Source organism: Psychrobacillus sp. FSL K6-1267, from assembly GCF_038003265.1.
Lineage (GTDB): Bacteria > Bacillota > Bacilli > Bacillales_A > Planococcaceae > Psychrobacillus > Psychrobacillus faecigallinarum.
Map to the genome: position 1 here is coordinate 3302140 of NZ_JBBOOR010000001.1, position 22350 is coordinate 3324489.

The 22350-nt window shown below is 36.8% G+C and carries 23 protein-coding genes; 13 read left to right on the forward strand and 10 right to left on the reverse strand.

The annotated features are described in order from the left end of the window. Positions 1 to 66: 66 nt before the first annotated feature. Positions 67 to 642 carry a DNA-3-methyladenine glycosylase I gene (locus MHB55_RS17025; protein ID WP_144541409.1) on the forward strand — a complete coding sequence of 192 codons (576 nt, stop codon included), beginning with the start codon at positions 67 to 69 and terminating at the stop codon, positions 640 to 642. 264 nt (positions 643 to 906) lie between these two features. On the opposite strand, the gene MHB55_RS17030 is transcribed toward MHB55_RS17025, so the two are convergent. Beyond that, positions 907 to 1584, reverse strand: a complete 678-nt coding sequence (locus MHB55_RS17030; RefSeq protein ID WP_144541408.1) for a hypothetical protein — start codon at positions 1582 to 1584, stop codon at positions 907 to 909. 94 nt (positions 1585 to 1678) lie between these two features. Between MHB55_RS17030 and MHB55_RS17035 the strand changes: the two genes are divergently transcribed. The 3 genes from MHB55_RS17035 to MHB55_RS17045 all read left to right on the forward strand — a co-directional run bounded on the left by MHB55_RS17035 (position 1679) and on the right by MHB55_RS17045 (position 3445). Then, a complete protein-coding gene (locus tag MHB55_RS17035) occupies positions 1679 to 1900 on the forward strand; it encodes a hypothetical protein (protein ID WP_144541407.1) in 222 nt (73 codons plus the stop codon). Next, positions 1894 to 2190, forward strand: coding sequence for a YetF domain-containing protein (locus tag MHB55_RS17040; RefSeq protein WP_195761979.1), 297 nt, complete (start codon positions 1894 to 1896; stop codon positions 2188 to 2190). Before MHB55_RS17035 ends, MHB55_RS17040 begins: the two co-directional genes overlap by 7 nt. Positions 2191 to 2305: 115 nt before the next feature. Further along, entirely contained in the window at positions 2306 to 3445 is a 1140-nt protein-coding gene (locus tag MHB55_RS17045) for a zinc-dependent alcohol dehydrogenase (protein WP_340863703.1), read from the forward strand. A gap of 40 nt (positions 3446 to 3485) precedes the next feature. Here MHB55_RS17045 and MHB55_RS17050 read toward each other — a convergent pair whose 3' ends face one another. Together MHB55_RS17050 and MHB55_RS17055 are read right to left on the reverse strand one after the other, a co-directional pair. Beyond that, a complete protein-coding gene (locus MHB55_RS17050) occupies positions 3486 to 4394 on the reverse strand; it encodes an EamA family transporter (protein ID WP_340863704.1) in 909 nt (302 codons plus the stop codon). Positions 4395 to 4557: 163 nt separating this feature from the next. Further along, positions 4558 to 5745 (reverse strand): MFS transporter, encoded by a 1188-nt coding sequence (locus MHB55_RS17055; protein WP_340863705.1) that lies wholly within the window; start codon positions 5743 to 5745, stop codon positions 4558 to 4560. A 373-nt stretch (positions 5746 to 6118) separates the two neighbouring features. Here MHB55_RS17055 and MHB55_RS17060 point away from each other — a divergent pair, with 373 nt between their 5' ends. From MHB55_RS17060 to MHB55_RS17070, 3 genes are all read left to right on the forward strand, one after another. Then, positions 6119 to 6298, forward strand: a complete 180-nt coding sequence (locus tag MHB55_RS17060) for an SE1561 family protein (RefSeq protein ID WP_154310023.1) — start codon at positions 6119 to 6121, stop codon at positions 6296 to 6298. A 231-nt stretch (positions 6299 to 6529) separates the two neighbouring features. Continuing rightward, positions 6530 to 8059, forward strand: a complete 1530-nt coding sequence (locus MHB55_RS17065) for a fumarate hydratase (RefSeq protein ID WP_144541401.1) — start codon at positions 6530 to 6532, stop codon at positions 8057 to 8059. A gap of 152 nt (positions 8060 to 8211) precedes the next feature. Then, the gene (locus MHB55_RS17070) at positions 8212 to 10113 is read left to right on the forward strand and encodes a heavy metal translocating P-type ATPase (RefSeq protein WP_144541400.1); all 1902 of its coding nucleotides are present in this window, start codon (positions 8212 to 8214) and stop codon (positions 10111 to 10113) included. 659 nt (positions 10114 to 10772) lie between these two features. Here the strand turns inward: MHB55_RS17070 and MHB55_RS17075 are convergent. After that, a complete protein-coding gene (locus tag MHB55_RS17075; RefSeq protein WP_340863706.1) occupies positions 10773 to 11744 on the reverse strand; it encodes a YihY/virulence factor BrkB family protein in 972 nt (323 codons plus the stop codon). 19 nt (positions 11745 to 11763) lie between these two features. Further along, entirely contained in the window at positions 11764 to 12156 is a 393-nt protein-coding gene (locus MHB55_RS17080) for a YtxH domain-containing protein (RefSeq protein WP_144541398.1), read from the reverse strand. Positions 12157 to 12416: 260 nt separating this feature from the next. Here MHB55_RS17080 and MHB55_RS17085 point away from each other — a divergent pair, with 260 nt between their 5' ends. After that, positions 12417 to 13772, forward strand: coding sequence for an alanine/glycine:cation symporter family protein (locus MHB55_RS17085; RefSeq protein WP_144541396.1), 1356 nt, complete (start codon positions 12417 to 12419; stop codon positions 13770 to 13772). 68 nt (positions 13773 to 13840) lie between these two features. Beyond that, the gene (locus MHB55_RS17090; RefSeq protein ID WP_144541394.1) at positions 13841 to 14062 is read left to right on the forward strand and encodes a DUF1128 domain-containing protein; all 222 of its coding nucleotides are present in this window, start codon (positions 13841 to 13843) and stop codon (positions 14060 to 14062) included. 334 nt (positions 14063 to 14396) lie between these two features. Here MHB55_RS17090 and MHB55_RS17095 read toward each other — a convergent pair whose 3' ends face one another. From MHB55_RS17095 to motA, 4 genes are all read right to left on the reverse strand, one after another. Then, on the reverse strand, positions 14397 to 15311 hold the full coding sequence (locus MHB55_RS17095) for a pseudouridine-5'-phosphate glycosidase (RefSeq protein ID WP_144541392.1): 915 nt from the start codon (positions 15309 to 15311) through the stop codon (positions 14397 to 14399). After that, on the reverse strand, positions 15308 to 16408 hold the full coding sequence (locus MHB55_RS17100; protein WP_144541390.1) for a PfkB family carbohydrate kinase: 1101 nt from the start codon (positions 16406 to 16408) through the stop codon (positions 15308 to 15310). Before MHB55_RS17100 ends, MHB55_RS17095 begins: the two co-directional genes overlap by 4 nt. Before the next feature lie 104 nt (positions 16409 to 16512). Next, entirely contained in the window at positions 16513 to 17277 is a 765-nt protein-coding gene (motB, locus tag MHB55_RS17105) for a flagellar motor protein MotB (RefSeq protein ID WP_144541388.1), read from the reverse strand. After that, positions 17261 to 18064 carry a flagellar motor stator protein MotA gene (gene motA, locus MHB55_RS17110; protein ID WP_144541386.1) on the reverse strand — a complete coding sequence of 268 codons (804 nt, stop codon included), beginning with the start codon at positions 18062 to 18064 and terminating at the stop codon, positions 17261 to 17263. The genes motB and motA overlap by 17 nt, the downstream gene beginning before the upstream one ends. A gap of 189 nt (positions 18065 to 18253) precedes the next feature. Here motA and MHB55_RS17115 point away from each other — a divergent pair, with 189 nt between their 5' ends. From MHB55_RS17115 to MHB55_RS17130, 4 genes are all read left to right on the forward strand, one after another. Further along, on the forward strand, positions 18254 to 19486 hold the full coding sequence (locus MHB55_RS17115) for an aminopeptidase (RefSeq protein WP_144541384.1): 1233 nt from the start codon (positions 18254 to 18256) through the stop codon (positions 19484 to 19486). 92 nt (positions 19487 to 19578) lie between these two features. Further along, positions 19579 to 19719: a hypothetical protein gene (locus MHB55_RS17120; protein WP_154310020.1), complete on the forward strand. Its 141-nt coding sequence runs from the start codon at positions 19579 to 19581 to the stop codon at positions 19717 to 19719. Between the two features lie 257 nt (positions 19720 to 19976). Beyond that, a complete protein-coding gene (mreBH, locus tag MHB55_RS17125) occupies positions 19977 to 20984 on the forward strand; it encodes a rod-share determining protein MreBH (RefSeq protein ID WP_144541382.1) in 1008 nt (335 codons plus the stop codon). 87 nt (positions 20985 to 21071) lie between these two features. Beyond that, positions 21072 to 21641 carry a beta-class carbonic anhydrase gene (locus tag MHB55_RS17130; RefSeq protein WP_144541380.1) on the forward strand — a complete coding sequence of 190 codons (570 nt, stop codon included), beginning with the start codon at positions 21072 to 21074 and terminating at the stop codon, positions 21639 to 21641. 158 nt (positions 21642 to 21799) lie between these two features. Here MHB55_RS17130 and MHB55_RS17135 read toward each other — a convergent pair whose 3' ends face one another. Continuing rightward, the gene (locus MHB55_RS17135; protein ID WP_144541378.1) at positions 21800 to 22345 is read right to left on the reverse strand and encodes a GNAT family N-acetyltransferase; all 546 of its coding nucleotides are present in this window, start codon (positions 22343 to 22345) and stop codon (positions 21800 to 21802) included. Positions 22346 to 22350: the final 5 nt, after the last annotated feature.

The window sequence follows — 22350 nt, forward strand, 5'->3', positions numbered from 1 at the left end:
TTAGTATTTTCTATAATACAATAAAAACAGAATATACGTTCGTATTAAAAGGGGATGACCTTAAACATGGAGAATAGATGTAATTGGGTAGTTGGCAAGGAACCTTTATACAAAGAATATCATGACCGAGAATGGGGTGTCCCCGTTTATGATGATAGACATCTATTTGAGATGCTATGTCTCGAAGGCGCTCAAGCAGGACTTAGCTGGTGGACAATATTACAAAAACGTGAAAACTATCGCCAAGCATTTGATAACTTTGAGGCCAACAAAATTATTAATTACAATGAAGAAAAGATCCAATCTCTTCGTGAGAACAGCGGAATTGTTCGAAACCGCCTTAAAATTCTTAGTGTGATAACTAACGCCCACGCTTTCCTAAAAATTCAAAAGGAACATGGATCTTTTTCTAATTATATTTGGAGTTTTGTTGATGGCTTTCCTATTATCAATCATTGGAATTCGGTTAATGATGTACCTACTTCCAATGAAATAAGTGATTCAATGAGTAAACGTTTAAAAAAAGATGGCTTTGTTTTTGTTGGAAGCACTATTTGCTATTCATATATGCAGGCTGTTGGAATGATCAACGACCACACGATGGACTGTTATCTTCATCCCTCCAACTTAAAAAAGCGTTAAAATACACTGAATTTGCCCTTTAGTTCTAAATTCCCTTGTTTTAATGTAGGTTTGGACAGACTTATTCTATATCATTGCCGAATAATTTTAGACTGTTGAGTCCACTGACTTCACGTCTTTTTAATAATCTTATAGATATGCCTGTCCGTAGACTTCCTACAAGGCTGAAGGATTATCGTTCCCCGCAAAACACGATGTCTAAAGCTAAGATCAAGAAGCTCTCCTATAATCAAAGGGATTAACACTATCGTTTAGATTGCTCTTTTATGCATTATAGAATTCATTTGTGAGTCTCTCCATATATTCCTCTTCACTTTCTCCTTCTCCCTGTTTGTATTTTTCCATTAAAATTGGTGTTAGCTTAGACCAAAGTACATCCATTATATAGATATCTCGATCAAAGATATTATCTAATTCTTCTAAAGTAACTCCAATACTTTTAGCATATTGCTCCTTTTCTTCTGGAACAATGCCCTTTACATTCTCTTCTATATAGCTAGCAACCTCTGAAGGTTTAACCTCGATATTATATTTCTTTTTAGCCATTTCTATCGCCAACAAATTTTCCTTCACATAATATTGGGAGTATACTTTTAACTCCTCTTTATCATATTCTTTATTTCCTATAACGCTTTCTACCTTTAAGCGGAACTCCATTTTGTCTTCATTGAAGTAAGTTAAAATGCTCTCCTCTGTACCCTTTTCAATTTCTTCTTGAACTGAAAAGCTAGGGATTTCCTCCAATACCTGTTCAATTGCTTGATCTAACTTTGCATAATCTAATTCCACAATATTTTCTTCACCTTCGTGGCTATGTCCCTCATGGTCATCATGGTCCTCCTCAGCTATACCTGTACCATTAGAAAGTTCCTCATCCTTACCACAGGCTGTAAGTATACTCAAAATTATCAATCCCAACAAAAATATATTTATTTTCTTCATGTCATCTCTCCTTCAATAAATATTGACGTCCCTTATGTTTTCCTAATAGATGTTGTGGTAAAGAATTTAAAAAATAACTTTAGGAGGGTGTCAATTGTTTGATTTAAACTGGTTGGAAATCTGGCGAATAATTCTATTAGGTGTCATGGCTTATATCGTCTTAATCATCATGTTGAGACTTGCTAGAAAACGCTCCTTAGCACAGTTAAATGCCTTTGACTTAGTAATCACAGTATCTATTGGTTCAGTATTTGCTACTTTTATGCTTGATAATAAGGTCTCTATTTTCGATGGATTGCAGCTGTATTTGTGTTAATTGCTCTCCAATGGCTATTTTCGTTTAGCAGTAAAAAATCAGATACTTTTGATGATATTGTAACTGCAGATGCAGCATTGCTTTATTACAATGGAAGCTATTTTTATAAAACAATGAAAAAAGAAAGAATAGGTGAAGATGAAGTTATCCAATCGGTTCGAATGGATGGTAATTTATCTATGGATGAAGTTCAAGTCGTTATTTTAGAATCCAATGGTGAGCTTTCTATCATCCCAAAATCTAACCATTCCAAGGAAGATACAATAATTAACATAAAAAATCGATCATGACGCGCAAGACAAGATAGTTAATTTAATGAACTATGCTATTTTTTGAATTTGAAGTTTTTTTTACTTCCTCCAGGGTAATAATTAATATAGAAAACATTTTAAAGGAGGAGATAGCTTGAAGGCAGTAACTTATCAAGGCGCAAAAGATATACAAGTTAAAGAAGTTCCTGATGTCAAAATTGAAAAAAGCGACGATATTGTTGTACGTATTACTACTACTGCTATTTGTGGGTCAGACCTACATATTTACAGAGGCGGTATGCCAACACGTAAGGATTTTGTAATCGGGCACGAACCCATGGGAATAGTGGAAGAAGTAGGTCCATCAGTAACAAAAGTAAAAAAGGGTGACCGGGTTGTAATTCCTTTTAACGTTTCATGTGGAGAATGCTTTTATTGTCAAAATGAAATGGAAAGTCAGTGTGATAATTCCAACGATAATCCGCTAATCGACTCTGGAGCATACTTAGGCTACACAGAGCGATATGGCAACTTCCCTGGTGGTCAAGCCGAGTATTTACGAGTGCCTTATGGAAATTATATGCCTTTCAAAATACCAGAATCCTGTGAATTGGAGGATGAGTCATTGCTGTTCCTTTCAGACGTACTTCCTACAGCTTACTGGAGTATCGAGCACTCAGGTATGAAACAAGGAGATACTGTTGCTGTACTTGGCTCTGGACCTATCGGACTCATGGTACAGCAATTTGCTTGGATGAAAGGCGCAAAACGTGTTATAGCGGTCGATCATTTAACATATCGTTTAAATCATGCTGTTAAAATGAACAAAGTTGAAGCGTACAACTTCGAAGAATACGATGACATGGGTAAATACATTAGAGAAATTACAAACGGCGGTGTAGACGTGGTTATCGATTGTGTTGGTATGGATGGCAAAATGTCTACAATGGAAAAAGTCGGACAAAAGCTTAAATTGCAGGGTGGTACTTTAAGCGCCATTGATATTGGAATAGAAGCGGTAAGAAAGTTCGGTACGATCCAATTAACCGGTGTTTATGGTTCCAATTACAATATGTTCCCTCTCGGTAATATTTTTGAACGAAATGTAACTATAAAAACCGGACAAGCACCTGTTGTACACTATATGCCTAAACTATATGAAATGATTACTAATGGAGATATTGATCCTACTCAAATTATTACGCATAGAGTCCCGTTAGAGCAGGCTAGTGAAGCCTATAAAATATTTCATGATCATGAAGAGGAAAGTATTAAATTTGTCTTAAAACCATAACACACACCAAAAAAACGTAAGCTAGAAGCTTACGTTTTTTTTATAACTCATCTGCTATTCCTAATAAAGCAATGCCTACGATTACTACGATTATCACACCGTATTGCTTCTTCGTTAGCTTCTCTTTTAAAAAGACTCTAGATAATAACACAGAAAAAATACTATAGGAAGCAATGATTGGAGCCGCAATGATTGCATTTGAAGACATGGCAAATACATAAAAGAACTGACCTATTGTTTCTAAAATAGCTGCACTTGTCTTGTCTCTTTCTTTGAATATATTAAACTTGACTTTTTTTATAGCCTTCAGATAAACAAAAGCCACTACTGCACAAATAAAAAACGTAAACTCATACGCTAGTAGAGCTGCGTCCTCCCCGATTAAACTAAGCTCATCTAAATATACTGCATCAGCAAACGTTCCAAGCCCGTCAATTAATGCGTATAAAATTGGAAATATAATAGCCATAAATCCAATAGTATATTTAGTATCTATAGTTTTAGGTTTTGCTTGCAGCGCTTGTTTTTCCAGTTGTTTTTCAAAAACAGCTAGTCCGATTACCCCTAATGTAATAATAATAATAGATATTATTTCTAATGCACTTAGCGAGTGGGTAAAAAAGATAAATAAGAGTATCGTTGTAATAGCCCCAGAGGAGTTTTGAACCGGCGATGCTATTGAGAGTTCTAAGTATCTCAACCCAATATATCCTATAGCCATTGATAGTATGTAAAGTGCAGAAACAGGTAGATACAACACCATATCCATCGGATCAAATTGAATGCCCTTAAGGAACATGTATAATGTTCCATGAATTCCCATGACCAAACCTACCATTACAACTATTTTCAAATGGCTAAATTTATCCTTGGGATCTGTACCCTTTTTATAAAATAAGTCTGCTCCTCCCCATGCTAAGGCAGTCAAAAGAGCAAATATAAACCACATAAGTCTTCCCCTTTTCTCTTTCAATTCTTGAGATATCAAATGTAAATGAAGCTATACAATTATATTAAATGAACTTGTAATGTCAATACTCTAGGAATAAGTTGGAATACTAAATAAATTTGGCTACCATTGCTCAAGTGAGTGATGGTAGCCAAATATTAGTTTACATTTTATCGGTCACAAAGTGGATAGGATTCTTAGATTTTGTAAAAAATATAAGTATAGCAAGGACACCGAGAAGTATAGCGATGAGAATTAGAAAGCTAACTCCCTCAAACAATTGAATAAACAATCCTCCAATGAAGGGGCCAGAAAGGCTTCCTAGACTGAAAAAAATACCACAGATTAAATTTCCAGTAGGCAATAGCTCTTTTGGAGTTAAATCAGTCATATAAGCTATGCCGAGAGAAAAGGTAGACCCTACAAAGGTTCCCGCTATAAAGAAGAAAGCACCTACAATTATTGCAGAGGTTTCAAAAAAGCTAGCTGCTCCAAACGTACAAGCACCTAATCCAAGCATACTATACAAAACTTGCCTTCTACCCAAGCGATCACTCAACATGCCAAGGGGTAATTGAGAAGCTACTCCCCCAATGGAAAATGCGGCTAAAATATATGATAAATGACTAATTTCAATCGAGTTCCGTAGAGCATATACCGGATAAATAGCATTCAGGGAAGATTCCAAAAAGCCATAACTAAATGGCGGAATAAAAGCAATCCATGCTACTGCAAAAGTTGCTCCAAATCGTTTCCATGTCCCGTTTACAGTTGAAGAAGAAATTGTTTCTGGCTTTTCATTTTTCAAGAAAAATACTAGAACCCAGGCACATAAACATAAAAGACCTGAGACGATAAACGGAAGACCCTCAAAAATTTCTACCAGTTGGACAAACAAAGGTCCAACTGCAAAGCCTAGCCCAAAAGAAAGTCCGTAAATGGCTATATTTCTTCCCAAGCGATGCTGAGGAGAAAAACTAGTAATCCACGTTTGAGTAGAAAAATGGAGTGCGTGATCACCAATTCCTATTAACAAACGAAGCACAAACCAAAAGGCTACGCTTTTCCATAAAGGAAAAAGAAGAAGTGAAACTATAACTATAAGCCCACCTATAACAATCATCGGCTTGTATCCATATTTGCGTAGTGGTGGCTCGATGAACGGCGAGATTAACAAAGTACCTATGTATAAACCTGTCGCACTCAATCCATTTAATGTTGCACTTACCCCATCCTGTTCAAAAATGACCGAGATTAAAGGCAAGAGCATCCCCTGGGAAAACCCTGAAATGGAAACTATAATAACTAATATTTTAAACCGTCTGCTCTCTAAAGCTGTAAATTGTTGCATTGGATAACCTCTTCATCTTTTTAATATAATCCAGGTTATCATAACAAAATTTTCATGCTATTTAAACAACAAAAGGCTCAGTCAATATCACTTAAGATTGACCGAGCCTTTATATATTACTAAAATCCTTGTGAGTATTCATAACTGCATTTGCGGCTATTTTGCCGGTGAAATGTCTGAACCGCCTCCTTCTAATGATTGATTGGTTTCGACTATTCACTACGGCCTCCTTTCGTATAACTTATTCATACCTTATCACATAAACAGAATAGTGTAAATATTTTGAATGCATTAATTAATAAAATAACTCTTTTTACCTATCTTTTATGCCGCTGATGTTATATTCTTATCTTATAAAGTGAGGTGTTATTCTGTGGGCAATCAAATATCAAATTCAGAACAACAAGTATCTTATTTAAAAGACCGACTTCAAATGTTTCTAGAAGTACTTGATTCTATTGAACCTGAGACGACTGATTTAGAAGATATAGACAGACTTATTCAAATGATGGATGATTTAGAACTAAAAATGGAACAATTTAAAAACTCTTAAGAGTAGTATTTTAGCTAAAGGTATCGGGAAATTAATTTCCGATACCTTTTGTTTTTGTAGCAATTATTATTGTTTCTAGAATTCTATTTTCCTTTCAATGAAACAAGGTTCATGAAATATAAAAGTCATCATTGCATAAAAGAGCAGTCGCTAAGCTGCTCTTTTTTTCATTCCATTAAAATAGTATACTTGTAATGTTTGTTACTACATACATAAAAGGGGCGCTACCAAATGCAATTGGGACAACTAGAGAGAAGTATTTATGATTTGATTACCGAAACTTCTACCAACTTACCTAAAGATGTGAGAAGAGCGATTCAAAAAGCAAAAGCTGCTGAAAATGAAGGTACTCGTGCTGCAATGAGCTTAGATACAATTACAAATAATATTCAAATGGCAGATGAAAATATTTCACCTATCTGTCAGGATACAGGACTACCAACTTTCAAGATTAAAACTCCTGTTGGTGTAAATCAAATAGAAATTAAGGAAGCTATTAAACGAGCTATCATTACTGCTACTAAAGATGCTAAACTTCGTCCAAACTCCGTTGACTCTTTAACCGGAAAAAATAGTGGCGATAATTTAGGAGAAGGTGTACCTGTAGTTAAATTTGAACAATGGGAAAAAGACTATATAGAAATGAAGCTTATTCTTAAGGGTGGCGGATGTGAAAATAAAAACATCCAATATAGCCTTCCAACAGAATTAGAAGGTCTTGGACGTGCAGGAAGAGACTTAGATGGCATCCGCAAATGCATTCTTCATTCTGTGTATCAGGCCCAAGGTCAAGGCTGCTCAGCCGGCTTTATAGGAGTAGGAATAGGTGGCGACCGCTCTTCTGGATATGATTTGGCGAAGGAGCAATTATTCCGTTCTGTAGATGATATTAATCAAAATGAAGATTTAGCCAAACTAGAAGCTTATATCGTGGAAAAAGCAAATACATTAGGAATTGGTACGATGGGCTTTGGAGGCGAGGCAACTCTGCTTGGTTGTAAAATTGGTGTCATGCACCGTATCCCTGCGAGTTTCTATGTATCGGTAGCATACAATTGCTGGGCATATCGCCGTATGGCCATTAATATAGATCCTTCCACAGGAGAAATTATAGAATGGCATTACCAAGATGGTGAGAAAATTGAATTTAAAGACGAAACTCAAAAAGAAGCACCTAAAAAAGTTATAGAGCTTTCTGCCCCTATCACCGAAGAGCAAATTCGTTCCCTTCAAGTAGGAGATGTCGTTTCAATTACTGGACGTATGTTCACTGGTCGCGATGCTATTCATCACCACCTTATGAGCCACGACGCACCAGTAGATCTTGATGGCCATATTATTTATCATTGCGGTCCGGTAATGCAAAAGGACGATAATGATAAATGGCATGTTCGAGCTGCCGGACCAACTACCTCTATTCGCGAGGAGCCATATCAAGGTGATATCATGAAAAAGTTTGGTATACGTGCAGTTGTAGGTAAAGGTGGAATGGGCCCTAAAACGTTAGCTGCACTTAACGAGCATGGCGGAGTATACTTAAACGCAATTGGTGGTGCTGCACAATATTATGCTGACTGCATTAAAGAAGTAGAAGGCGTAGATTTAATGGAATTTGGAATTCCAGAAGCAATGTGGCATTTACGAGTAGAAAATTTCACGGCGGTTGTGACCATGGACTCTCATGGTAATAGTCTTCATGCAGATGTAGACAAATCATCTTTAGAAAAATTGTCATTGTATAAAGAGCCTGTATTCTCTTAATTTTAATGGTTGACAGTTAAAATTCTCTAGATTATAATTATTATAAAGTAATATTTAATTTAAATTAACTGGATTTTCCATAGTGAAAATCCAGTTTTACTCTATTTTACAGAGAATTAATAATGAAAATCACTATCAAGAGGAGGATTTATATGTCGACTATAGAAGAAAAGGATACCTTCCTATCTAAAGTAATGCCCCATATAGAATTGATTGCAGCTCTATTTTCTGGGCTTTTAATATTAATCGCCTGGTTTATAGGTAAATCAGGTTTTGAAACAGTCTCCATCGTCTTTTACGTATTAGCTTTTATAATTGGTGGATTTGCTAAGGCTAAGGAAGGAATAGAGGCAACGATAGAGGAAAAAGAATTAAATGTAGAAATGCTTATGATTTTTGCAGCAATTGGTTCATCCATTATTGGTTATTGGACTGAGGGTGCTATTCTTATTTTTATTTTTGCTGTAAGTGGCGCTTTGGAAACATATACGATGAATAAAAGTCGAAAAGAGATTTCTTCGTTAATGGAGCTCCAACCAGAAGAAGCATGGAAGCTTCAAGCTGATGGAAGCACCATACGTGTTTCCATAAAGGATTTAGCAGTCGGTGATAATTTAGTAGTAAAACCAGGAGAAAGAATTCCTGCTGATGGGATTGTGATTAATGGAATGACCTCCGTTGATGAAGCAGCTATTAGTGGTGAATCTATTCCCCTTTCTAAGCAACCAAACGACACTCTATTTGCCGGCACAGTTAACTTAAGCGGCGCCATTACAATGGAAATGACTAAGACCAACGAGGACTCTTTATTCCAAAAGATTATTGATCTTGTACAAACTGCGCAAGATGAAAAGTCTCCTGCCCAACAATTTATAGAACGTTTTGAGGGTACTTATGTAAAAGTAGTTCTAATTGCAGTAGCAGTTATGATGGTTCTCCCCCACTTTTTACTTGGATGGGATTGGAACACAACTTTTTACCGAGCGATGGTTTTATTGGTAGTTGCCTCCCCTTGTGCGCTTGTTGCATCTATCATGCCCGCAACTCTAGCAGCTATTTCAAACGGTGCAAAAAATGGAATATTGTTTAAGGGTGGAATGCATTTAGAAAATATTAGTGAAATGAAAGCAATTGCTCTAGATAAAACTGGTACACTAACTCAAGGGAAACCAGTCGTAACAGACTTTTTTGTAAGAGATGATTTAGATCGTTTATCTACTCTAACTATTCTTGCTACAATTGAATCCCAGTCCAATCATCCACTTGCACAGGCTATTTCGGCATTTGCTAAGACAGAGGGAATTACACAACTTCCAATCATCTCCATTGAAGACAGACCAGGATTCGGGCTGAGAGCTTCAATTGACGGTCAGGAAATTATAGTTGGCAAGCCTGAATTCGTAAATAAAGCTGATGCATTTGCTTTCCAAGATGGAGTCGCTGCTGCCTTAGCTGATGAAGGAAAAACAGTAATTTTCATGCGTGATGAAAAGGGAATTGCAGCTGCTGCTGCCTTGAAAGATACGGTACGCGAAGAAGCTAAAGAGGCTATTAAGCTTTTACAATCGCTAGGAATCAAAACGGTCATGCTAACCGGCGACAATGAAAAAACAGCAAAGGTAATCGCTAAAGAGGCTGGAATAGACCAATATATTGCCGAATGTCTCCCAGAAACAAAGGTTCAGCATATGAAGGAGCTCTTAGCGGAGCATTCATTTGTCGGAATGGTTGGGGATGGAATTAACGACGCTCCTGCCCTAGCAACAGCAACAACTGGCTTTGCAATGGGCGAAGGAACTGACGTGGCGTTAGAAACTGCCGACGTCATCTTAATGAAAAATGACTTAAGCAAAATTGCCTATGCAGTAAAAATGTCTCGTAAAATGCAAAGAATCGTAAAACAAAATATCTTTTTCTCTCTTGCAGTAATCACCATTCTTATCGTTTCCAACTTCTTACAGGTTGTAGACTTACCTTTAGGAGTTATTGGACATGAGGGCAGCACCATTCTCGTTATCTTAAATGGTTTAAGAATGTTAAATCGTAAAATTTAATGTAGCATAGCATCCGTCTTGTTTAGACGGATGCTTTTTTATTGTTAAGAGAAAAAATTCGGGCGCTGTGCGAAATTGTTTGATTTGAGTGAACGATTTTTATTATTTTGGTTAGGAGATACTTCTCTCTACTTAGGGGCGCTTTTCTTGTTTAGGAGACACTTTGCCCCACTTTAGGGGTGCTTTCTTCTTGGTTAGGAGACACTTTGCCATACTTTAGGGGTGCTTTCTTCTTGGTTAGGAGACACTTTGCCATACGTTAGAGGCGCTTTCTTCTTGGTTAGGAGACACTTCTCTATACTTTAGGAGCGCTTTTCTTGGTTAGGAGACACTTTGCCTTACTTTAGGGGCGCTTTCTTCTTGGTTAGGAGACACTTCTCTCTACTTAGGGGGGCTTTTCTTGGTTAGGAGACACTTTGCCCTACTTTAGGGGTGCTTTCTTCTTGGTTAGGAGACACTTCTCTCTACTTAGGGGCGCTTTTCTTGGTTACGAGACACTTTGCCATACTTTACGGGCGCATTTATCCTACTTACGTGACGTTTTCACCTTTTTAGTGGCGACCGCGCAATTTACCCGATAAGAGACCCCTTTCAATGTCCTCTAAACAAAAAACACTCATGGGTTGAATTCATAAATATCTTCAACCCATGAGTGTTTATTAAGCTTTTTTCATTGTTTTCTTATTATCTAGTTGTAACTTTCTCTCTTGCATTACAGAATTGATTTGGCCGCCAACCAACAGAATTATTCCTGTGAAGTAGAGCCATAACATGAGGATGATAATCCCCCCAATACTCCCATAAGTAGCAGAGTAGTTCGCAAAGTTACTTACATAGAAAGAGAATACTAGAGATACGAGAATCCATCCCAAAGTAGCAAATGCTGCTCCAGGGAAAACACTTCTTAGTCCTAGCTTAATGTTTGGAACAATCCAATATAGTGCACAAAGCACAATAAACATTATGATCGGAGTAAGTGTCCATCTGATATTATTCCATAGATTCACAAAGTCCTCTTGGAAACCAAAATAAGAAAATAGGATAGTACCAATCTGTTGACCAAAAACCGGTAGAACAAGTGCTACAGCGAAAAGCAGTATCATCAGCAAAGTAAAGACTACAGATAAAGCTCTAACGATAAAAAAGGGTCTAGATTCTTCAATATCATAAGACCTGTTCAAGGATTTCACAATTGCATTCATCCCATTTGAAGCAGACCATATCGTACCGAGAATCCCGATAGATAATAACCCGCCATTCCGACTGACTAGTACATCCGAGACAGTACCATTAATTAACTTATAAACCTCTGCTGGTGCATAGTTTTCTATGAAGCGGAAAACCTGAGCCTCATCTAAATTGAGATAAGGCAGTAATGTAACGATAAAAATTAATAAAGGAAATAATGATAAAAGGAAAAAGTAGGCTAACTGTGCTGCCAGACCAGTAATATCCGTTCGCTGGATATGAGCGATTAAATGCTTGAAGTACCCAGACCACGATGTTAAGTCATGGTGCTCCTCTTTCTTTTTCTCCTTCTTTTTAAAATTTAAAAATTTTAGCTTTTGATACCAGCCTGGAGAGGAAGATTTCTTATTTGATTTATGAGGTTGATCCATCCTTGATACCATTTCTTCCTCTCCTTTACATTTAAGATTGTAATTTTGGTTCGTAAATACTTTTAGGTTCCTCATTTTCTGGAACTACAATTGATTTATACTCTTCTTTTGATTGTGAGAAAGTATCTTTTGTATCAGTAACAAGAGTTTTAACTTGAGGTGTAATTTCTTTAACTTCATTTACTTTTTGTGAAATATATTTTGCATCTGAAGTGAATTGATTATAAACTGATTGCCATTTAGTCACCTGTTGTTCAATAGTCTGCTTCAGCTCGTCACGGTTTTTATTGTAATATTTAATTTCGTTTCTAACTCGGCGAGATTGGTTCATTACGGAATCTCTTGTTTTTCGATCTAACATTGTAAGCGCCCCACCAAGAATAGCACCGTATAGTATCCCTTTAACGAATTTGCTTTCACTCATACGTATGACCTCCAAATTTAGCTATTTTATATTAATTTTATTATACCCTGGCTTTTACGAATCAAACTATTAATAATAATATTTTACAAAAATAAGCTTGACTATTTGAGAGAATTTTACGAATATTGTTAAAAGGATAAAAATTAATGTGAAAGGAATTGAATGCAAATAAATTTAGTTTATTAAAATTTTGTTATTTCCTCATTTTTTGAGATGCTAGCAAAAACTTTAATAACAAAACGAATTAAGGAGGATATTAATTGGATAAGTTACTAGAAATATTAAAAAGTGTCTCAGATGTACTATGGGGAATCCCTCTACTCATCCTAATAGTAGGGACAGGAATTTTTTTAACCATCCGAGTCGGTTTCCTACAAATTAGATTGCTGCCAGTAGCTTTAAGACTTACTTTTTCTAGAAAGCATGATAAGACAGCGGAAGGAGATATATCACAATTTCAGGCGCTAACTACTGCACTTGCCGCTACTGTAGGGACAGGTAATATTGTCGGTGTTGCTACTGCAGTTTTACTAGGAGGTCCTGGTGCAGTTTTCTGGATGTGGTTCTCCGCTTTCTTTGGGATGGCAACCAAATATAGTGAAGCAATACTAGCAGTTAAATATCGTGTAAAGGATGCTAAAGGTCAAATGGCCGGCGGACCTATGTATTACATAGAACATGGCTTAAAACAAAAGTGGTTAGCAGTGCTGTTTGCTATTTTTGGCGCATTAGCTGCATTCGGAATAGGAAACGGCACACAAGCTAATTCAGTTTCGAGCGCAGTTGAATCTACCTTTGGAATTGAAACGTGGATTACTGGCATAGTTCTCACTATTTTTACCGCACTCGTTATTCTTGGAGGTATTAAATCTATTGGTAACGTAACTGCAGTATTTGTACCGGTAATGGCTTTATTTTACATACTCGCAGGTCTTGTAATAATGGTTACCAATATTACAGCAGTCCCTGAAGCTTTTGCTATTATTTTTAAATCTGCGTTTACAGGAGAAGCAGCTGTTGGCGGAGCTGTTGGTGCAGCTATCCGTTATGGTATTGCACGCGGAGTATTCTCTAATGAGGCAGGACTTGGTTCCGCTCCAATAGCTGCAGCGGCTGCAAAAACTGATTTACCTGGTCGACAGGCTCTCGTTTCTATGACTCAAGTATTTCTAGATACGTTTATAATCTGTTCAATCACAGGAGTTACGATTGTAATGTCTGGGATGTATAAAGATCCTAATATAACTGGTGGAGATCTTACTTCAGCAGCCTTTGGTCACTTCCTTGGGGATTGGGGGCCAATAGTAATTGCTGTAGGTCTAATTTTCTTTGCATCTTCTACAATTTTCGGATGGGCCTATTACGGAGAAAAATGCTTCCAGTACTTATTTAAGAATCCGTCGTTGTTAATCATTTATCGTATTGCATTTGTTGCCATGGTGTTCATCGGATCCGTTGTTTCTTTAGATTTGATATGGACCTTTTCGGATATTACCAATGCTTTAATGGCTATTCCTAACTTAATAGGATTACTTGGCCTATCCGGAGTTATAGTTTATGAAACGAAACGTATAAAAAACAAGCTAAAAGAAGAAAAACTAGCTAGCAAGTCTTAATTAGTATTTGACATTCCATCCGTAGCGTGAAATGATATTTCTAATGTATGAAAGGCAGGTACAAAAGAATGGATCTAACTCAACCTTCCGTTGAAAATATCAGCTATATGCTTGAAACAATCAAGGAAAAATTACGTATGGTAAATGTAGATGCGATGAAATCAGAGGATTTTAAAGCTACAGCCTATGAAGATCTCGTATATTTATATGAAATGGTCAACAAAAGAGATTCTTTTAGTCCAAGTGAAATGCAAGCAATTGTTGCAGAGCTTGGTAGTTTAAGAAAGTAAGCTGAGCATAAGTCTTTTTCGCAAGTCTAAATCGACTGTATCACAGGAAAAACAAACTATTAGAGAGGTAACCCGGTCTATTCCAAGGTTACCTCTCTTTTTCTTTTCTATAACCATTCCAATTACCTAAACCAAAATTGGAGCGACAATCGGCGACTCCTGTGGGATGATTGAGGCAGATAAGTCATCACATACAACGCGCAAGCATCGGGATGGCTTCTCGCTCACCCCACGGAAAGCGCTCGCCGAAAGTGGAAATCTGCCATCTATTCATGCTTTTCACGTAAATGTAACAAAAAAATCCTTCCCTAAGATTAGGAAAGGATTTTATTACTTAAGATAATTTATTCAATTCAACTGCAATTTTTGCCCCAACTTTTGCATTGTTGTATACAAGCTCGATATTAGATTCTAACGATTTACCTTCAGTTAGCTCTTTTACTTTTCCAAGTAGGAATGGTGTAACGTCTTTACCTTTAATACCATTCGCTTCTGCTTCCTGTAATGCCGATTGAATTACTCCATTCATATATTCCTCATCCAATGAGTACTCTGCTGGAATTGGATTTGCGATAATAGCTCCTCCTTGAAGACCAAGCTCCCACTTCACGCTTAACATCTCAGCAACATCTTTTTCCTCATCCATACGGAAGTTAGATTTAAAAGGACTAGTAGCTGTATAGAATGCTGGGAATGCTTCTGTTTGGAAACCTACAACTGGCACACCTTTTGTTTCTAAATATTCTAATGTTAATCCAATATCTAGAATAGATTTAGCCCCCGCACAAACTACCGCAACATTTGTAGAAGCAAGCTCTTCAAGGTCTGCAGAAATATCCATTGTAGTTTCTGCTCCTCTATGAACACCACCGATACCTCCAGTTACAAACATTTGGATTCCTGCAAGATCTGCACAAATCATTGTTGTCGCAACAGTAGTAGCACCAATTTCTTTTGAAGCCACTACGTAAGGTAAATCTCTTCTAGAAGTTTTTCTAGCATTACTACTAGTTGCAAGAGTTTCTAATTCTTCATTTGAAAGTCCAATTTTAATTTTCCCGTCCATTATTGCTATTGTTGCTGGAACTGCTCCATTGTCACGGATGATTTGCTCCACTTTTCTTGCCATCTCTATATTCTGAGGATAAGGCATTCCATGGGAAATGATTGTTGACTCTAGTGCTACTATTGCTTTTCCTTCTGCCATTCCTTGTTCTACTTCTTGTGAGTATGTTAAATATTTTTTCATTGTGTATATTCCTCCAGTTCATTAGTTAGCTTCATTTTAGATAGCTCAGTTCTTACTGTTTCTGCAGATTGTAGTGTTTTTGTTGCGTTTATCATTCCTGTTAACACTGCCTGTTGTACCTCTGCTCCCTCTAGCCACGCATGAAGAGTCCCAGAGACAAATGCATCACCTGCTCCAGTCACGTCAACAACCTGCTCAGTATGTATAGCAGGCATAAACATAGTTTCCTTCTCTTCTCCAGCAAACACGACACCCTTGCTGCCATTAGTGATTATCACGTGACGTATACCTTTTTGAACGAATGCTTCAGCAGTGTTTTTCCATGAATCCTCATCGATAATTTGTTTTTGAAAATAAGTTTCGGCTTCATCCTTGTTAGTTATGAGCCATTCTATACCTTCTAATGATTCTGGCATCCTATTCATCTTTGGAGATGATACTGGAATAATAGCAAGTGGTATTTTGTTTCCAACTGCCAAGGCTTGAATGTATTCCATGACATCCTTAGGACAGTTCATGTCTATTATAATAAGCTGTGCATTGGTCAGATAAGCCTCTTGTTTTTTCATGTATTCTACTGTCAACTGATCATAAATATCCATATTGGCTAAAGCAAATAACATTTCTCCTCCTCTGTCTAAAACAGCTGAGTAAGTTCCCGTGGAGTAGTTTGCAAGTTTTTCCACAGAAAATAAATTCATCCAATGACTAGAAGCCTTTTCAATCGAGGCATATTCCATATCATTGCCGACAACTGTAAGCAAGCGAACGGTATTTCCAAGCCTGCCTAAGTTTTCGGCGATATTTCTGGCTACACCCCCTATGCTTTGGAGACTTGTGGTTGGGTTGGAAGTTCCCATTTGTAATTTATCTTTTACAATATACTTCCTATCAACATTCGCTCCACCTATACAAATAATTTCTTTATTCTCGGGCAATATATATGCACGTCCAATTATTTTCCCGCTTTTTATAAGCTGAGAAATGATGTTAGCTACAGCTGGCCTAGACATCTTTAGCTCACCTGCCATTTCCTGCTGCGAAGCATATGGGTTTTTACGGAGATATGTTAAAACTTTAATTTCCTTTGATTCCAAACCTTTACCTCCTCTCTTTTGAACTTTTGTTTTAATTATAAACTTTTGTTTAAGAAAGTCAAACAAAAACTGACAACTATTTTAAATAATTGTCAGTTTCATCTTTACTGTGGCTGATCGTTTAAGCTACCATCCTCTAATACACGTGGTTGTATCAATACTTCAACACGTCGGTTTTTTGCTCGTCCTTCCCCCGTGTCATTTGACGCAACTGGCCTAAACTCTCCATACCCCTTCGCACTAAAATATAGCGGATCGATTGTTTGATTGTTCACTAATATCTTCAAAAAGTTAACCGAACGCATAACACTTAGCTCCCAGTTAGAGGCATAAATGTTACTAGATATCGGAATATTGTCTGTATGTCCTGTAATGACCACATTTCGAGGTGGATCAAATACTAACAAATCAGAAATATCTTCTGCAATTTGTCTATATTCCTGCTTTACTTCTGCCTCTCCCATATCAAATAAAATACTATCTCTAATAGTCACTAACAATCCTTCATCTGTTAATTCAGTTGCGAATTGTTTTTCGAGTGCATTCACTGCAATATACTCATCTACACTATCTTGAATCTCAGACAATGCTTGCTGGTCTTCAATATAAGCCATGCTTTGATTGGAGTCACCACTATTGTTATTTCTAGGAACATCCATAGGAGATGGCTGTTCCATTAGACCCGTGCCTCCATCAAATACCTGATTAAAAACTGCAGACATTTGGTTTAGCTTTTCTTGGTCTACGGTACTAGAAGCAAATAACACGATGAACAATGCCAATAGCAGGGTTAAAATATCTGCATAAGGAAGAAGCCAAGATTCACTCATTTCCTCTTCATGTTGATGTTTTTTATGCTTCTTTGCCAAGGCCAGCCTCCCCGCTTTCATTTAAAACTTTTTTACGTTCAGACATAGATAGATAAGAAGCCAGCTTTTGTTCTATCACGCGAGGTGCATCTCCTTCTAAAACGGAAAGAATTCCCTCTAGCATCATTGTTTTTTGTCTAATTTCTTGTTTTGATTTTCTTTTTAGTTTATTTGCAAACGGATGCCAAAGGACATAGCCAGTAAAAATCCCTAGCAATGTAGCGATAAACGCTGCAGAAATAGCATGTCCAAGCTTTTCAACATCGTTCATATCTCCCAAGGCAGCTACCAAACCTACTACTGCACCAAGTACTCCAAGGGTTGGTGCATATGTACCTGCTTGAGTGAAAATTTGTGCCCCTGTTGAATGCCTTTCTTCTAATGCGCTAATCTCTTCTGTTAAGACATCTCTAATATAGTCAGCATTTTGACCGTCAATCGCCAAAGTTAAGCCGTTTTTTAGAAATGGATCCTCTACTTCTGTTGTTTTACTTTCTAACGCAAGTAACCCTTCTCTACGAGCCAAATCAGCCCAATTGGAGAACAATTTAATAACCTCACTATCAGGCACTAATTTTTTTTCTTTAAAAATTACACCAAAAAGCTTAGGAATTCTTTTTAACTCATCCATAGGAAATCCTATGACAATTGTTGCTATGGTTCCAACGATAATAATCAGAATAGCCGCTGGATTCAATAGTGCAGCTAACCCTACTCCCTTAAGAACCATTCCTACTCCTAAAGCTACTATTCCTAAGATGAGACCAATTACTGTAGACTTATCCAATTCATTAACCCCCACATTCTATTTCTGTACTTTATTTCGGTTAATTTATCAGTATTTTAATAAAAAGATTCTAACTATAAATTTTATTTAATTTATGTGGACATTTTTTGTCATAATTATCTGTGAAGGATTGATAAAGCACCCTAAAGACTGATACTATATTCTTAAGTAAAGAAAGGAAGTATGAATATGTCAACCTTTGAAAATAAGTTAGAAAAGTATGCTGCTTTAGCTGTTGAAGTAGGAGTTAATATTCAAAAGGGGCAAGATTTATATATTGCTGCATCTACAGAAAGTGTGGATTTCGTTCGCTTAGTAACTAAAAAAGCTTATGAAGTTGGTGCAAAAACAGTATATGTAGACTTTTCAGATGACGAGTTAACACGTATGCGATATGAATTAGCCCCTAAAGATTCTTTTGATTTCTTCCCTCCGTGGAAAGTACAGGAAAGAGAACAATTAGCTGAATCTGGAGCTGCATTCATGAGCATTGTTAGTCAAAGCCCTGATTTACTAAAAGGTATCGATTCTAGTAAAATTTCAGCTTTCCAAAAGGCATCAGGTCAAGCAATGTCTAAATATCGTCAATATGTTCAATCGGACAAAATTAGTTGGTCTGTTGTTGCAGCACCTTCAAAAAAATGGGCAGCCAAAGTATTTTCAGACCTACCTCAAGATGAGCAAGTTCCAGCATTATGGGAAGCAATCTTTAGTGCGGTGAGAGCTGACTTAGAAGACCCAGTTGCTGCATGGAAAGAGCATGACCGATTATTGCATACAAAGGTAGACTACCTAAATGACAAAAATTATAAAAAGCTTCATTACACGGCACCTGGTACAGATTTAACAATTGAGTTGCCTACCGGTCATCTTTGGTGTGGAGCTAGTAGCACTAATGAAAAAGGTGAGGACTTCATGGCCAATATGCCTACTGAAGAAGTGTTCACTGTTCCATTAAAAACTGGCGTAGATGGTTACGTAGCTAGTAGCAAGCCTTTAAGCTACGGTGGTAATATTATTGATAATTTTACCGTAACTTTTGAAAAGGGTCGCATTGTAAAAGTAGAAGCAGAAGAAGGCCAAGAAGTATTAGAGCATTTAGTTGCAACAGACGAAGGCTCCCATTATCTTGGAGAAGTAGCACTTGTACCACATGATTCTCCGATTTCTAATTCGAATCTATTATTCTACAACACATTATTTGATGAAAATGCTTCAAACCACTTAGCGATTGGTAGTGCATATGCATTCTGTATCGAAGGCGGTAAAAAAATGACTCGTGAAGAACTAGCTTCCAACGGTTTAAATGAAAGTATTACTCATGTAGACTTTATGATTGGTTCTGAAAATATGAATATTGATGGAATAAAAGAAGATGGCACAAAAGAACCGATTTTCCGAAATGGGAACTGGGCTTTTTAATCACAATCTGTTCACAAAAATAACTTTTTCCTTTTACAAATCTAGTGAAAATAAGTTATAATGATAGTAATATGAATAGTGAGGTGTTAAAAATGGGCTTATTCATAGCAACAGTTCTTGGTTTCGCTGGAGGTATTCTAGCAATTGGAGCAGTAATCATGTTCTATTTCTCAGGGCCAATGAACAACCAAGATGCAATTATTGTAGATCCAAAACCAACAAATAAATTTTAATCTTAGCAACCGCAATGACAATTGCGGTTGCTTTTTATTTTAAAGCTTGTTACTTCTTATTTTTTTCATTTCATTTTGAATACGTTTGTATTACAAAACGAAAACAAATTAGGCTAATATAATCAGTTTCCTACCTTTTAATAGTCTTTTACTAATTGCAACGATTGAAACACATGTAATCTTCCATTATGTAACAAATGGCATTTAGTTTATTTTCCATTATAATAACGTAGAGCAATTGAAATGGAGGAAGACATATGTTGTCAAATTCACATATTGGTATTGATTTAGGAACTGCTAATACTTTAGTTTATACGAAAAATAAAGGCTTACTTATAGATGAACCAACTGTTGTTGCAGTAAACACAAAAACAAAAGAAATCGTTGCTTTTGGATCAGAAGCAAAGAAAATGATTGGTAAAACACCAACCTCTATAGAAGTCATTAGACCTCTTAAGGATGGTGTAATCGCTGACTTTGATGTAACAACTCAGCTTTTAAAGTTGATCATGCAAAAAGCGAGCAAGAAAATGGGAAATGCACTTCGGAAACCTACGGTTATTGTGTGTACACCATCAGGGGCAACATCTGTAGAACGTAGAGCGATTCAGGATGCTGTCCGTCAAAGTGGAGCAAAGGAAGTCCAGCTTATGGAAGAGCCTGTTGCCGCAGCAATTGGCGCAGGCTTGCCAGTTAATGAGCCAGTTGCAAGTATGATTGTAGACATTGGTGGGGGTACAACAGAAGTAGGCATTATTTCTTACGGTGGAGTAGTTGCTTCAAATACTGTTAAAGCTGCTGGTGATCGTATGGATGAGTCAATCATTCACTATATCCGTAAAGAGTTTAATGTAATCATTGGAGAACCTACAGCTGAACTAGTAAAAATGACTATTGGATATGCACTTGTTCCTCATACTGAAGAAGTAATGGAAATACGCGGAAGAGATGTTGTGACAGGATTACCAAAAGTAGTAAAGCTATCCTCCACACAAATTCAAGAAGTATTAAGAGAATCTCTAGAGGCTATTTTAGAAGCAATTCGTGCTACTTTAGAAATATGTCCTCCTGAGCTTTCAGGTGATATTGTGGATCACGGTGTAGTTCTCACTGGTGGAGGCGCTCTATTAAAAGGCTTAGAAGAATGGTTAAGTAGTGTAATCGAAGTCCCTGTCCACCTTGCTCCAGAACCATTGCAATCTGTAGCTATCGGTACAGGTAAATCATTTTTTATTACCACTAATAAAAGAAGAGCAATGAGATAATTAAAAAAAATTAGGAAAGTTTCAAACAACTCTTAAGTAAAGTCCTTTTTTTTCGTATAATATATAGATAAAGAAGGAGGAATTACTATGCCAAGTTTGAACGACATTTTAAACTACAACAAATCATTTGTAGAAAATAAACTCTACGAGCCTTACGTAACGACTAAATTTCCAGACAAACGAATAGTTATTCTAACTTGTATGGATACGCGTTTAGTTGAAATGCTTCCAAAGTCTATGAACCTGAAAAATGGTGATGTAAAGATTGTTAAAAGTGCTGGTGCTGTTATTAACCATCCTTTTGGTGGAATCATGCGTAGTTTAATCGTTGCTGTATACGAGCTTCAAGCAGATGAGATTTATGTAATTGGTCATCATGATTGTGGAATGAGTTCTATACAAACGGATAAGATTCTTGAAAAGATGACAGCTCGTGGAGTTGACCCTCGTGTATTTGATGTACTAAAAAACTCAGGTATCGAGGTAGAAGAATGGCTTGAAGGATTTTCAGACGTAAAGGAAAGTGTCTTACATAGCGTTGATATGATTCGAAGTCATCCATTAATGATTCCAGAGGTTCCAGTTCATGGACTCATTATTGACCCTCACACTGGCAAATTAGACCTTGTTACAGATGGTAATATCGACAAAAAATAATATATTTCCCAGGAAATCGTCATAATAAGAGATTTAGCTTCTGATAAAGTCAGAGGCTAAATCTTTTTTATTTTAAATTCTTCTCTACTACAGTGATTATAATTTCCTTTACCCTTCCAATAGAAAAAGGCTATTCTAGAATAGCCCCCTCTTTTACGCTATAACTCTCCTCTTATAGAAGAATACATATAATGGTCTTCCCATTTCCCATTGATAAATAACAGCTTGCGAAGTAAGCCTTCACGAACAAAGTGATTGTTTTCCAACACCTTGATAGAACCAAAGTTTCTTGGAGATACATATGCCTCGATACGATTTAACTGAACATCCTGTAAACCAAATTGTTTAACAAGTCGAACTGCCTCTGAGGCAATTCCTTTTCCGACGTGTCTTTGATCAATAGAGTATCCAATGAGGCCACTTGAAAAAGGCATTCGCTTTAAACTATAAAGCGATATACTTCCAATCAAGTCATCTCGTTCATGTGTAAAAATTCCAAAACTATATTCTCTTTTTTCCTGCATGAGCATAAGTGATTCTCGAATCTTTTCTCTTTGTACACTAGCTGTATAATATTCTTCTTGATGTAATGGTTCAAAAACAGACCAATACATTTTATTGTCATACACTAAATTCGCAAGAGCAGGTGCGTCTTTCACATTCAAAGTTCTTAAGTAACAACTAGCTCCTTCTAAATAAATCAAGCACC

What these genes read in the sequence shown, in the direction of transcription:
- MHB55_RS17120 (WP_154310020.1), top strand. Translation starts at nt 19,579, where the DNA reads ATGGGCTTATTCATAGCAACAGTTCTTGGTTTCGCTGGAGGTATTCTA.
- MHB55_RS17065 (WP_144541401.1), top strand. Translation starts at nt 6,530, where the DNA reads ATGCAATTGGGACAACTAGAGAGAAGTATTTATGATTTGATTACCGAA.
- MHB55_RS17075 (WP_340863706.1), bottom strand. Translation starts at nt 11,744, where the DNA reads ATGGTATCAAGGATGGATCAACCTCATAAATCAAATAAGAAATCTTCC.
- MHB55_RS17090 (WP_144541394.1), top strand. Translation starts at nt 13,841, where the DNA reads ATGGATCTAACTCAACCTTCCGTTGAAAATATCAGCTATATGCTTGAA.
- MHB55_RS17025 (WP_144541409.1), top strand. Translation starts at nt 67, where the DNA reads ATGGAGAATAGATGTAATTGGGTAGTTGGCAAGGAACCTTTATACAAA.
- MHB55_RS17095 (WP_144541392.1), bottom strand. Translation starts at nt 15,311, where the DNA reads ATGAAAAAATATTTAACATACTCACAAGAAGTAGAACAAGGAATGGCA.
- MHB55_RS17130 (WP_144541380.1), top strand. Translation starts at nt 21,072, where the DNA reads ATGCCAAGTTTGAACGACATTTTAAACTACAACAAATCATTTGTAGAA.
- MHB55_RS17050 (WP_340863704.1), bottom strand. Translation starts at nt 4,394, where the DNA reads ATGTGGTTTATATTTGCTCTTTTGACTGCCTTAGCATGGGGAGGAGCA.
- MHB55_RS17055 (WP_340863705.1), bottom strand. Translation starts at nt 5,745, where the DNA reads ATGCAACAATTTACAGCTTTAGAGAGCAGACGGTTTAAAATATTAGTT.
- MHB55_RS17080 (WP_144541398.1), bottom strand. Translation starts at nt 12,156, where the DNA reads ATGAGTGAAAGCAAATTCGTTAAAGGGATACTATACGGTGCTATTCTT.
- mreBH (WP_144541382.1), top strand. Translation starts at nt 19,977, where the DNA reads ATGTTGTCAAATTCACATATTGGTATTGATTTAGGAACTGCTAATACT.
- MHB55_RS17030 (WP_144541408.1), bottom strand. Translation starts at nt 1,584, where the DNA reads ATGAAGAAAATAAATATATTTTTGTTGGGATTGATAATTTTGAGTATA.
- MHB55_RS17115 (WP_144541384.1), top strand. Translation starts at nt 18,254, where the DNA reads ATGTCAACCTTTGAAAATAAGTTAGAAAAGTATGCTGCTTTAGCTGTT.
- MHB55_RS17070 (WP_144541400.1), top strand. Translation starts at nt 8,212, where the DNA reads ATGTCGACTATAGAAGAAAAGGATACCTTCCTATCTAAAGTAATGCCC.